At 59.0% G+C, this 13,273-nt stretch carries 6 protein-coding genes; 5 read left to right on the plus strand and 1 reads right to left on the minus strand.

Annotated features, from left to right (window positions below):
- Positions 1 to 6 precede the first annotated feature (6 nt).
- The 5 genes from ACK83U_RS19245 to ACK83U_RS19265 all read left to right on the plus strand — a co-directional run bounded on the left by ACK83U_RS19245 (position 7) and on the right by ACK83U_RS19265 (position 12,660).
- The gene (locus ACK83U_RS19245) at positions 7 to 462 is read left to right on the plus strand and encodes a hypothetical protein (RefSeq protein WP_112611642.1); all 456 of its coding nucleotides are present in this window, start codon (positions 7 to 9) and stop codon (positions 460 to 462) included.
- A 58-nt stretch (positions 463 to 520) separates the two neighbouring features.
- A complete protein-coding gene (locus tag ACK83U_RS19250; RefSeq protein WP_112611644.1) occupies positions 521 to 1,078 on the plus strand; it encodes a hypothetical protein in 558 nt (185 codons plus the stop codon).
- Between the two features lie 194 nt (positions 1,079 to 1,272).
- Positions 1,273 to 11,088, plus strand: coding sequence for a hemagglutinin repeat-containing protein (locus ACK83U_RS19255; RefSeq protein WP_412474964.1), 9,816 nt, complete (start codon positions 1,273 to 1,275; stop codon positions 11,086 to 11,088).
- Positions 11,085 to 11,885, plus strand: a complete 801-nt coding sequence (locus tag ACK83U_RS19260; RefSeq protein WP_112611330.1) for a hypothetical protein — start codon at positions 11,085 to 11,087, stop codon at positions 11,883 to 11,885. The genes ACK83U_RS19255 and ACK83U_RS19260 overlap by 4 nt, the downstream gene beginning before the upstream one ends.
- An 82-nt stretch (positions 11,886 to 11,967) precedes the next feature.
- Complete coding sequence (locus tag ACK83U_RS19265) at positions 11,968 to 12,660, plus strand: hypothetical protein (protein WP_112611332.1); 693 nt, start codon at positions 11,968 to 11,970, stop codon at positions 12,658 to 12,660.
- A gap of 383 nt (positions 12,661 to 13,043) precedes the next feature.
- On the opposite strand, the gene ACK83U_RS19270 is transcribed toward ACK83U_RS19265, so the two are convergent.
- The gene (locus tag ACK83U_RS19270; RefSeq protein WP_112611334.1) at positions 13,044 to 13,244 is read right to left on the minus strand and encodes a hypothetical protein; all 201 of its coding nucleotides are present in this window, start codon (positions 13,242 to 13,244) and stop codon (positions 13,044 to 13,046) included.
- Positions 13,245 to 13,273 lie beyond the last annotated feature (29 nt).

Here is a 13,273-nt window from a genome sequence, read left to right on the forward strand (position 1 = left end):
AAGATCATGAATTTCGCAATGATGAAAAACCGAAAAGCTCCCGCGCTATCCACCGCAGTGCTTTTGAGCTGTTCAATCATGCTGTCGGGTTGTGGTGGCCGCGAGGCGCATCCGATTGCATCGACCAGTGTGGGTGATGCCGGGTTGGAGTGCAGCGGTATCAATCGCGAATTCGCCGCGAACGAACGCCAGATCCTGTCAACCGTCAAGGAGCGTTCGCAGGCCCAGGGCAAGAATGTCATCCTTGGCGCCACGGGCGTTCTTCTGTTCTGGCCGGCCCTGTTTTTCATGGATCCCAAATCGCCGGAGAAGATCGAGATCGACGCCTTGCGCAATCGCAATCAGGTGCTGACGGATCTTGCACGTTCGAGAGGGTGCGCGGCGCCGAAATCTCAATTGGGCGAACTTTACAAAAAACTCGACGGCGGTGTGAAAACCACCCCGGCCACAAGAGGCGGCTGAGGAGATGACGATGGATCTGCGCTTGATATCTGTAACCGGTGCCTTTGGGGCCAAGCTAATGCGATACATCTCCGGTGGTATCGCCCTTGTTCTCATGATGTTGCTCGCGTCGTGCGTCACGACGGACCCACGTCTTGTGGCTGCTCTTCAAAAGACCTCCGTGCGCGAAATCCGCATCGAGACGACGCCTGATCTAATGGCATTCCCGGAAGCGGATAAAAAGCTGGCGGAACAAGAGATGTCGGATGCGATCCGGGTGTTGCGGACGACAATGACAAAGCAGCTCGTCGGCCTGCCGGGCGGACCCGTATCGGGCCGTCTAGTTGTCACGTTGCATGTCTTTGACGTCAGCACGAAGAAGGCGCGTGTCATCGGGGGCCATGACAGTCGCATCGACGGGACGATCCGGCTGGAAAACGCCAAGACCGGTGAACTGATCGCAGCAGCCCAGAACATACACGGTGAAGACCTTTCCATGCGCGGAAGTGGCTATGGCGTCATTGTCGCGGTCGCCGTCAATGCGATGCAAACCTCCGGATCTCCTGAGGTTATGGCTCAGCGCCTTTCCGACTCGTTCACCGCCAACGTCAAGAAGTGGTTGTTGACGAAGAAATAGGGGGAGGCCGGCTCTGACGTCGACTTTACGAGAGGATTCGGTGTGAACGGCTCATGCCGATCACACAAGGATTGCTTCAGCCAAGGGCCGGAAACGCGTTGATCGCGCGGCCATGGGTGTAGTGATCGATCTGCAAGCTTTGGTTCAACTGCGGCAAATTCAGCGTGCCGCGCAGTCACCAGTAAAGGCGTGTGATGAGCAAGAAAATCGCATTGGTTGGATCAAGGCTTGCGGCTAAAGACGAGGACGTCGCGTTTGGTCTGCGAAGCCAGCTTCTGCGCCTTGGGCGACAGTTGCTTGCCGTCACTCTGAGCTTGCTTCTGTTTCTTCAGCCGGCAATTGCAAACGCGCAATCCGTTTCCGCGGCAGGATCTGTTCCCGCTGCCAACCAGCCGGGCGTTGGTGCAGCGCCCAACGGCGTGCCGCTGATCGATATCGTCACGCCGAACGCCGCCGGCCTCTCGCATAACAAGTACGACAACTTCAATGTTGGCACCCAAGGCTTGATCCTCAATAACTTCAAAGGCGAGCAGGGCATCTCGAACCTCGGCGGGGTGACGCCGGGCAATCCAAACCTCAATGCCTCGAACGCGGCTTCCGTCATTCTCAACGAGGTCACCTCAGGCAATCGCTCGGCGCTGAACGGCCCGACAGAAGTCTATGGCGGCAGGGCCGACGTCATCATAGCTAATCCGAATGGAATCACCTGCGCCGGCTGCGGTTTCATTAATACGCCGCATGCGACGCTGACGACTGGTGTTCCCACTATCGGCGCCGACGGAAGCCTGACAGGATTCACCGTCAATGGCGGCGATGTCACCTTCGAAGGCGCAGGCGGAAACTTTGCGGCTGCTCCTGGCGCTGTCGATCTGTTCGACGTCGTCTCCCGCCAGATCCATGTCAACGCGCCGATCTACGGCAAGACCGTGCGCCTGACTGGCGGGGCCAGCAAGTACGATTATGCCACCGGCGAGGCGACGGCGCTGACCGCCACCTCGGGCACGCCGGAATATGCGATCGACGGCACGGCGCTCGGGGCTATGCAGGCTGATCGTATCAAGGTCGTCGTCACCGAAAAGGGCGCCGGCGTCAGGATGAGCGGCGACATGGCCGCCAATGCCGGCGAGCTCTCGCTATCAGCCGACGGCAAGATCTCGATCGGCAATGCGTCCGCACGCGATGGCGTCACCATCACCTCGAAACAGAAGGTCACTGCCGCCAAGGTGACCTCGAGGCAGAAGGTCAAGGTTCAAGCCGATCAAGGCATTACCCTGCAGTCGATCGCCGCCGATAGCGATATCGTGCTTGCAAGCGGCGCCGGTCTGCTCAGCATTTCTGGTGATGTCAACAGCGGCACGACTGTGCAGATGAGTTCGGGCGGCGGCATTGCTGCCGGCAGCGTCACCGCTGGGAGTGGTGCTGCAACGCTTTCCGCGACCTCAGGCGATATCGCGATTGCAGGGGCGGCCAATAGCACCGGCGACCTTACTCTGACCGCTTCTGTTGGTTCGATCTCGGCCGCTTCGCTGTCAAGCAACCAGAGCATCACCTTGAATGCCGGCCTTGATATTGCAGTCGCCGGTAATGTCCTGGCGCAAGGCAATGTCAGCGCCACCGGCCGCTCGGTGTCCGCCGGTATGGTCGTCTCGGGCATCAATATCGCTGCCACCAGTGCCGATCCGAGTGGTAATGTGGTGCTCGGGACTGCAGGTAATCTTAGCCTGACGGCCAGGGGCGGCAATATCGCGACGGGCAACCTGCTGTCGGCCAGTGCGCTCAATACGACGGCGACCGGCAATATTACCGCAGGCAGCCTTCAGTCTACCAACGACCTGACGGTAACCGCGACGTCACTAACATCGAGCGGTATCACGTCGCATGGGGCGCTCACGCTGAACGCAGCGACGAATGTGAGCGGTCAGATTCTCGGCGCAAACAACGTCCTGATCTCGGGCTCCACAATCTCGGCTGGGGTCATCGTCTCTGGGGTCGACTTTGCGCAAACCGCTGCGAACGGCGGCAATCTCGTCCTTGGCAGCGCCGGCGGCATGACACTGGCGGCCTCGGGCAACATGTCAGTCAATACGCTGCTGGCAGCGGGATCGATTTCCGCCACATCCGCCGCTCTCACTGTCGGGAACGTCAGCGGTCATCAGGCCATCACACTCACAGGTACTTCCAGCCTGACGGCGACCGGCCAGGTTCTCGGTGCTGGTAACGTTTCGCTTTCTGGCGGCACGATATCCGCCAATCAGATCGTCAGTGGTCTCGATTTCGCTGGAACCCAAGCCAATGGCGGCAATATTACGCTTGGCACGGCTGGTGATCTGACATTACAGGCCTCGGGCAGCCTGACGGCCACAGCCTTGCTCACGGCCGGCATGATCATGGCCACGGCGGCGGATCTCAGTCTCGGCAGTGCCACGGGCCACAAAGATATCGCTCTTACCGGCACTTCCAGCCTGACCGCGGCCGGCCAGATCCTCGGCGCGAACGACGTCACGCTCTCGGGCGGAACGGTTTCGACCGGCCAGATAGTGACTGGTGTGGATTTCGCGGCGATGGCGCGATCTTCGACCGCCGCAATCGTCATAGGCTCGGCTGGCGACCTGACGATCAACGCCACGAGCGCCACGACGGGTCCGCTTCTTGTCGCTGGCGATTTCACTGTGACGGGCGGCTCGTTCTCGGGTTCGACTGTCACCGGTCACGGCAATGTCACGATCAATGCCGCTACGAACTTGACAGGAACGCTGCTGGCGGGCGGCAATGTCGGTATCACTGGCGCTGACATTTCCGCAGGCACACTCGTCTCGGGCGTCGATTTTGCCGCCACCAGCCAGTCCGTGGACGGTAGCGTGGTGCTCGGCCCCACCGGCGCACTCACGCTCAATGCCACCGCTGGCAATCTCAATGCTTCCAACTTGCTGGCGGCAGGCGGGATCAACGCCACCGCAAGCGGCAGCATCGGCAATACCACCCCGGTCAACGTGGTTGCTCACCAGAGCTTGACGATGACGGCCGGTGGCACGATCGCCCTTGCGGGCCAATCCATGGCTGCGGGCAATATCAACCTGCAGGCCCAGTGGATATCAGCTGGAAGCCTGGTGTCGGGCGTCGACTTCGCGGCTACCCGTGCGTCCACTACCGGGGCTCTGATGCTTTCGCAGGGCAATACCCAGTCCGGTACGATGACGCTCATCGCTACGAATGGCGATATCACGGCCAGCAATGCGCTATTGTCTGGCGGCAATTTCTCCGCCGCGGCAAGCAGCGATATTAGTTACGCATTGCTGCAGAGCCTTGCGAATGCCTCGCTGACCGCGCCGGGTACCATCACCTACACCAACAACACCAATGTCACCGGCAATCTGACGATCGATACCGGTACGATCGATTTCTCGGGAACGCGCGGCGCCAAGCTCGCCGTCGGCGGTGATCTTGCCGTCACGGCCACATCCGCAGACCTGACGGGAAGCAACCTCGTCCTTGGCGGGCTCACGCTCAATCTTAGCGGTCAGGCCGATCTGACCGATGCGCGGGTGAGTACGGTTACGTCTAGCGTTACCGGTACCGGTAACGCGGGAGCCGGCGGCTCCGGCGACATCGCCATCACCGCAGCCGGTCTGACCGCAAGCGACACCACGACTTTGCTCGCCGCCCATGACGTGACGCTCACCCTGCCGACGCTCACCAACAGCGGTCAGATCGCCGCCGGCAACGATTTGACCATCAGTACATCAGGCGATCTCACCAACAATGCGACCGGCCTCCTCTATGCCGGGAAGGACGCGTCTCTTCTGGTCGCGGGGACGCTGACCAACGCTCAGGGCGCTATCCTTGCCGGCAACGATCTGACGATTGGAGGCAGCACGATAACTCAACGCAACGGGGCGACCACCAACATTTCCGGCTTGATCCAGGCCGGCCGTGACATGTCGATCCTGACATCCAATCTCATCAACAAGCGGTCGACGACACCAACATGGGTGACGAGTCAGTTAGTCTCGTCGGGCAATGTCGTCGGCACCTTCGTGCTCAATCCCGATGTTGCCGGCAAGCCCTTCGCCTATCTGGAAACCAGCGACCAGAACATTTTCCAGCTTTATCCCGGCATCAATCCGCCGGCATGGCAGGATTATCAACCGCTGCTCTGGTCTCAGGCGACGCTTGCCGATGGCACGACGTATCATGCCTGGACCTGGACATCCGCCAACGGGCCGGTTCTGGTGGGACCGATCTTCGACTGGATCAAGGCGCGTGTGCCGAAGGACGCCAACGGCAATCCAGTCCTCGATCCCAACAACCCGTCGAAGTATTTCATTGTTGATGAGGTCGTCAGAAACGGCACTGACGCCAGCACGACCTACACATGGGACCCGACAGCCAATCTCAGCCAATCGGTTTATGAGGACCGGTTTATCGGCGCACTCAGTCCTGAGGCGGTCATTCGGGCCGGTGGCAACCTCGCCGTCGACGCGACCAACCTCACCAATTCCTACAGCAGGATCGAGGCCGGCGGTAACGCGACGCTCAGCGGGTCTACGCTCACCAACGAGGGCGTCGTCCTCAATCGCACCGCGATGCTGACCTGCAATGCCCAGAGCGCCTGCACGGCCTACAATGCCGATGGCACGGCCGACCCGTCGCGTGATATCGCCAATGGCACCTCGATCGTGTCGGGATCACAGGTGATCGGAGGTGCTGCCGGTACGCTCAAGGCGGCCGGCGCGCTGAGCCTCAATTTTGGCACGGTCAACAACACCTCGCTTGGTTCGACGAGTGGCGGTGCGGCTGTGAGCGCGCCCTCGACTTCAAGCGATCCTCTATCTGCCCTGAGCGGCATGACTGCCGGTGGCGCCTTGTTTACGGTCAACAGCGCACTCTCGAACGTGGCTGGCAACAGCACACCGACGACGGGCGGCGGCCTGACCGTGGCGCTCGGCAACCTAACCCAGATCTCCGCGGCGAACGTCGCGCAGCTCGCAGCGCTTGCCAAGCCGCAATCCGGTGGGGTCGGCGGGACCGTGCCGGGGCAGGCGTTCATTTTCGAGACGCGCGCGGCTTTCCTCGACGTTTCGAAGTTCTACGGCTCGGCCTACTTCATCAATCGCGCCGGCTACAATCCGGAGACAGGCATTCCGTTCCTCGGCGACGCCTATTTCGACAATCAGCTCATCGACACGCAACTGCGCCAACTGGTCGGCGATGGGCTCGGAAACGGCTCCTTCATCCCCGGCAACAACGCCATCGACCAGATGAAGTCACTGCTCGACAATGGTGCAGCTTACGCTGAAGCCAACGGTCTGGCTTTCGGTCAGGGCCTCACGCCTGAGCAGGCTGCCAATCTGAAGCAGTCGATCGTCCTCTATCAGGCCCGGACCGTCAACGGCGTCCAGGTGCTGGCCCCCGTGGTCTATCTGTCGGCTGCCGACCGTGCCAAGGCGGGAACATCGGCCGGTGCCATGATCGCCGGCAACACGGTCGATCTCAATGTCGGAAACCTGAACAATTCCGGTGCGGTTGCAGCTGCCGGCGGGCTCAACATTGCCGCCAGCACGATCAAGTCGACCGGCACCTTCTATGCCGGTGGCAACCTGAACCTGACGGCTTCGAACGGCATTACGCTTGCCGCCCAGACCATGACCATCGGCGGCCAGAATGTCGTCAGTCCGAATGCGAGCGTCTCGGCCGGCGGCAATGTTCAGCTGGCCGCCAACAACAGCGATCTCAATCTCCAGGGCGCCAGCGTCAAGGCCGGCGGCAACGCGCAGCTATCCGGCAACAATGTCAATCTCACCGCAGTCAAGGTTGACAATAGCGGTCAGCAAAATGCGACGGGCGCCCGCGTCGATGCGGGCGGAAGCCTGAGCATCACCGGCGCCAACGACGTCAACGTCATCGGTTCTTCTGCTAAATCAGGCGGCGATCTCAGCGTCAAAGCCACGAATGGCGCGGTCAACGTCGTCTCGACCGATCTCACCCGCAAGACGGACGATGGCTACACCAGGACATCAGGCACCGATCAGCAGGCCTCGCAGCTCTCGGCCGGCGGCAATCTACAGGTCAATGCCAATACCGGTGTTCTGATCTCTGGTTCCGACCTGACAGCCAAGGGTGACGTTGGCTTGACGTCCAACGGCGACATCAATGTCACCACCTCGCAGAACCAGTCGAACTCGACGTTCGGCAAGAACTCCTCGTCCGAGCTGACGCACAACGGCTCTACCATCACCGCCGGTGGCGATCTGGTCGCGAAGTCCAACAGCGACATCAATGTCATCGGCTCGACGATGGCGGCGGACGGCATGCTCGGCCTACAGGCGAAAAACAACGTCACCATCGCTGAGGCGACCGATGCCTATACGCTCGATGTCAAAAGTTCGAGCAAGAGGAGCGGCTTCCTGGGATCGACGAAGGAGAACGCTTCCGGTCATCTGGAAAATACCACATCGGCTGGCTCCACACTCTCCGGTAAGGGCGGCACCACCCTCATCTCCGGCGGCAATACCACTGTCTCGGCCTCTAAGGTGACGGCGGGAGACGCCACGCATACATCCGATCTCAATATCCAGACCGGTGGCAATCTCATTGTCACCGCCGGCAAGGACACTGAGACCGAACACGACAGCGCCAAGCGCAAGGGTTTCCTGCGCAGTGGCAGCTCCAGCTATGACGGCTACAACGAAACCACTGTGGGATCGCAGCTTTCAGCCTCCGGCGACGTCAACCTGGACGCCGGCAAGGCGGCGGCCATTGTCGGCTCGAAGGTCAATGCCGATGGCTCGCTGAATATCTCAGGTGAGAGCGTCAGCATTCTTGGCGCGCAGGAGAACCATCAGTCCGACAGCCAGCGCAAGGATTCAGGCCTCTTCGTCGGCTCCGGTGGTGGCTTCATCTCGCTCTACGGCAAGAACGAGAAACAGGGCCAGCAATCCTCCACGGACAATGTGGGCTCGACGCTTTCGGCCGGTCAGGATGTCAACCTGACGGCGAGGGGCGGCGCGACGATCGCAGGCGATCGCGCTGGTGATCTCAACATCATGGGATCGTCGGTCAGCGCCGATCGCGACATCAACCTCTCCGCCACCCGTGACGTCAATGTCACGCCCGGCGCCGAGAGCTCGTCACAGTCCGAACAGCAGAAGAAGTCCGGCTTCGGCTTGGCCCTCTCGGCCGGCGGCGGCGGTTTCTCGATCGGGATCGGCGCGCAGTCGACGAAGGACAGCAAGGCGCAGCAGTCCGACACCAATGCCATGTCGACGCTCTCGGCTGGCCGCGACCTCAACATCTCGGCTGGTCATGACGTCAACCTGCAGGCGACCAGCGCCTCGGCCGAGCGTGATGTGAGCGTCTTTGCCGGCAGTAACATCAATCTGCTGTCGGCCAACGACGTCACCAATTACCAGGAGGCACACGAAAAGAGCTTCGCCGGCGTGACGCTGACGGTCTCCAGCCAGGTCGGGAAGGCGGCCCAAAGCATCATGAACTCGGCCGAGCGTCTGTCGGACAGCGGCGACGTCAATGCGGTGACCAATACAGCCATTGCTGGCCTCGGCTTCTATCAGGCCTACAAGGACCTGCAGGGCGTCTATGATCAGTATCAGAAGTCCGGTGATATCGGCGTCAACGTCTCATTGACGGTCGGCGCCAACCATCAGGAAAACAGCTGGTCCTCCTCATCCTCGACGCCCGTCGTCACCGATATCCGCGCTGGCCGCTCGATCTCGATGGAGGCAGAGAACGGCTCCATCACCAGCGATGGCGCGCAGATCCTGGCGGGTTATGACAAGAACGGCATACCCACGACCTCCGGCGATCCGCTGGTCGGTGATATCTTCCTGTCGGCCAGGAACGGCGACATCAACCTGAATGCTGCGACAGGCACGTCGGATTCGACCAGCGCCAACTCCTCCTGGAGCGTTGGCGTCGGAGTCGGCGCGACGTTCGGCGGTGGTGGAAACGGTGATCTTGGTCTGGTTGCCAATGTCGGCTATGGCAAGGGCAGTGGCGACACGGAAAACCTTAGCCACACCAATACCCACATCAATGGCACCGGTGACATCACCATCGTCACCAACGACCTGTCGCTGCGCGGGGCGACGGTGACAGGCAACTCCGTCACCGCCAACGTGAAGAACCTGACGATCGAAAGCCAGTTGGATACGGCCAAAGCCAAGGCTGATCAGCTCAATCTTTCAGCACAGACAGGCTTTGGCTCGACCAATGCTTCCGGTGTCACCCAAAAGGCCAAGGGCGATGCGGCGCTAGTCTCCGAGCAATCAGGTATTCATGCTGGAACGGGCGGCCTGTCTATCGATGTGAGTGGCCAGACTTCACTGGTCGGCGGGTTGATCACTAGTGAAGCTGGTGAAGGTCGCAACAGCTTTTCGACCGGCACACTGACGGTCACCGACATAGATACGCATTCCACCTGGAAGGCCGATACTTACGGGCTTTCGATTGGCACCAGCGGCATCATGCCGACCCCGCCAGTGAAAGCGAGCGAAAACAAAACCGGTCAGGCGCTTTCGGCGATTGGCGGCAATATTCCGATCATCATCACTGATCCGGCGCATCAGACGCAGGATGTTGATGCGATCCGCCGCGATACCAACAACACCAATACTTCGCTGCCCGGTCTGCCCGATCTCGAGCATATCCTGCGCGATCAATACAAGACCCAGGCGGATCTACAGGCGGCGCAGGCAACTATGGCAGGACTGGCCGGAGACATCGCCAGCCAGTTCTACAGGCAAGCCGCTGAGAATAAAGACCAGGCTGGCATGGAGTATTGGAAGGAGGGTGGCGCGGGTCGTGCGCTATTGCACGCCATAGGCGGTGGCATCCTCGGAGGGGTTAATGGATGGGAGGGAGCGCTTAAGGGCGCCCTAGGCGGTACCGCAAGCACGATAATGGCGCCGGCCATTGCCGACCTTATCAAGGGTATGCTGAAGGATAGCTCCTTGTCGGACGCCGACAAGGAGACGCTTGCCACGTTTGTCGGCTCAAGCCTGAGTGCTGCGGTTGGTAGTGCCGTCGGTGCCGGTGAAGGTGGATCCTATGGAGCCGCAAACTATCAGAACAACTATCTCAATCATGCCGACAATGACGCTCTTGCCGCCGCAAAAGCCGCATGCGATGGCGGAAATGGGGATCCGAAGGCTTGCGGCGAGCAAACTCGACTTGAGCAGAAAGACAGCCAACAACAGGAAGCCTACGTCGGGTGCCGGGCCAATGGTTACAGCGGTTCTGGTTGCCTTACAGTTCTAAGCGATGTCGTGGCGTCGCTCTCCAGCTATGCCGGCACGATATCCTATTGGGCGTCAGAAAAAGACCAACAGGCCGCCAAGCAGCTTCTCGAAGGGTCCGGCGGAGCTGACCAAATCCTCAAAATTCTCGCGCCAAACGGTGTCGAAAACCTGACTGCCGAGCAGAAACGTGACCTCCCAGCAATTTATGGCCTCTTAGTCACGGATCCGGCAGGCTTTTTCGGCATTCCGTCGATGATTCAGCAGGCAAGTAATGGCGATCCTGCGGCCATGGCGCAGATCGTCGCATTGGCCACCAAGCTCAAGATTTTCGGCACGTCGACGCTTGGTGAGATTGCCAAAACAAGCGAGGCAGCCTCAAAGTCGAATGTCTGGTCACTTAACCCAATCGATAGAGGTAACTCGATTGAGACATCCCTGGCGCAAACCGACTACAGCAGTGCGAATGGCTGGTTCCGCATCGGTGCGGAAAGAAACGGCTATTTCCCATTAATTGATTTTCAGAACGGGAATACAGTCGTCAGTGTGAAAACCGTCGACACCACAGGTTCGACCTGGATGTCGCGAATACAAAATACAATTGACGAGCTCCGAAGGAGCGACATAACCGTTGATGGAAGTCCGGCAACCAAGATTCTTGACATTCGAGTTCAGCCGGGTGGAATTGATGCAGCACAAGCATTGGTAGACTACGGCAGAAATCAAGGCATAACGGTGCTGGTGAAGGAGTTTCGATGATGGCGCGCGACAGATCAGAAAAACTAAGGCTTGTTTTTACCTTAAAACCGCGCAGTGGAAACACGGTCACCATCACCGAGAAGCCCAAAATCGAAGTGCAGCGGCGATACGGCGAACTCTCTGCTCTCGAAGCTCTAGAGGCCATTCTCTCAGTGCTGCGTACGCTGCAACTGGATGACAAGCTTCACGCTAACGGCAGGCCTATAAAGCTAAACAACCTTTTAGCATCAGCTAAAAATACTGACCATCTAGGTCAATTTGAGACAACCACACTCGTCTTTAACTATGGTGCCGTGGCGAACGCTGAACTTTGTCAGGTGATAATCGCGGAGAAGATTGCAGGCGCCGCTATCGATTGGGAGAAATGGGCGGCACCGTTCATCGTCTCTCCCCATTTTGTGCAGGCATGGATTGCCGATGTAGAATACGACAAGTGGCAAAACACTGAAGATCCCTTAATCTACAAGGCCGCCAATCGGGATTACTCATCTCTACCTATGCGTTCGAATGGGTTGCCGCCGCCAGTGGAGCAGATGGTGATTGATATTTCCCAGAATCCTGGTCGCTGGGAATTTCGTTCCGGGTATATAGAGGCAGTCGGTTCCATCATGTGGCTCAGCGATCTGTTCTGGCGGTATGTCGGTTCAAACCGCAAAGAGTGGCTAGCCGAATTTTCACAGGCGAAGACGGAGCAATTGACGGAGAACGTGCTCCGCGTAGAGGTCTCCGAGACCAGTTTTAAAGACCAATCTACCCGTGATCTGCAGGATCGTTTGCGCAACGTTCTTTACGGCTGAGGTTGCGTAGAGAAATGCCGGCGCTGTCGATGGCAATGGCGATCTGGAGTCAGATGTAAGAACCGTTTCCGGAGAATTTAAATTGAACGCAAAACTTTTTGCCACAATCGCGCTCGGCTTAGTGACGAGTCTCCTGGCAGGATGCGCCGGAGGGCATGATCCGGCTAAGGCGGCCGCTGAACACAGCGCGGCTGTCGCACAGATCGCATCGAAGAAAAGCCAGAAAGGTGCCTTGCTGCTCGTCCGGATCGTGGATGGGAACCTGATGGGTGATCAATATTGCTCAGGGCATATTCGCCTGCGCCGGATGGACAACGGCAAACCTGATAAAAATACGCCGTTTGAAGATATCTATTCCGCCGATCGGTGGCTGCTGCCCAATGAAAAGAAGCCGAAGGATATGCAGGCGACTTTCCTTTATCGCGTGGCGAACGCCAGCTCCTATGCCCAGTCTTTCAGGCCTATCGCACCCGGCCGCTATGCCATCACCTATGCGGATTGCCAGTACGGCATCAGCCAGTTTAGCAACGGCGTCAAGATCGAGGCCGGTGGTGACCATAATTTTCTGTTCAGTTACGTTAGCCCGCTGGGCGGCGCCAGCACGATTACAATTGGTGCCGGGCAAATTGTCGATGCCGGCTACATCCGCCTAGTGGGACGACGTAGCAATCCTATCGTTGTAGCATCTGAGGCCTCGGCGGCAGAGCGAGAGGTGATGAAGGAAGTTCTTCCTGAAGCGTACACCTCGATAACTTTTACCCAATTTACCCCTTAATGGGACGTTGCGCGGCCGCGCTTGATTATGCCTTTTGTGCTGCCTCGCAAAGGACCGATCGAAGTTCAACGCTCCACAAGTTCCAGCTACCATTACATCTCTCGCCGTCCCGATCAGGCCAACCCCGGAGTGAATGGCCTCGCTCGATTGCAGCCACTTCATGAGCGACGTTCGTTCCGCGAACGATCAGCACAGGTTCCACTACGTTGAGCGGAATGATGGTCAGATCGGTCGGATCATGTGCCCAGTTGTCAAACGCAGGCGACGCGCCCTTTCCATGGTGGAACGCCGCAGCAGATATCGGTGGTTTCCATTATTCGCATCGGATCCTCATGTCGGCGCCGGGATTGGCGCTCGTAGAGTTTCGTTGCTGCCGCAGCCAATCACGGGAGCGGCCGCTTGCGTCGCGCCAGCACGATCACCGCAACGCCGACAATGGCGACCAGGGCTCCCCGATAAATCCAGGGCGACTGGTCGATCATGAAGCTCTCGGCCGGATAGGGAAAATACCCACTGCCCTGCCCCATCCAGACGAGACCGATCAGAATAAGCAGTCCCCCTAAAACATATGCAAACTTCACCATGGCGATCTCCTTGTTCCAGATTGGCGGGC

Origin of the sequence: Rhizobium sp. WW22, from assembly GCF_047041135.1 — a bacterium.
Taxonomy (GTDB): Bacteria; Pseudomonadota; Alphaproteobacteria; order Rhizobiales; family Rhizobiaceae; genus Rhizobium.

Excerpts from the sequence above, each read along its gene's own strand:
- ACK83U_RS19245 (WP_112611642.1), top strand. The coding sequence starts at position 7 with ATGAATTTCGCAATGATGAAAAACCGAAAAGCTCCCGCGCTATCCACC.
- ACK83U_RS19250 (WP_112611644.1), top strand. The coding sequence starts at position 521 with ATGCGATACATCTCCGGTGGTATCGCCCTTGTTCTCATGATGTTGCTC.
- ACK83U_RS19255 (WP_412474964.1), top strand. The coding sequence starts at position 1,273 with ATGAGCAAGAAAATCGCATTGGTTGGATCAAGGCTTGCGGCTAAAGAC.
- ACK83U_RS19260 (WP_112611330.1), top strand. The coding sequence starts at position 11,085 with ATGATGGCGCGCGACAGATCAGAAAAACTAAGGCTTGTTTTTACCTTA.
- ACK83U_RS19270 (WP_112611334.1), bottom strand. The coding sequence starts at position 13,244 with ATGGTGAAGTTTGCATATGTTTTAGGGGGACTGCTTATTCTGATCGGT.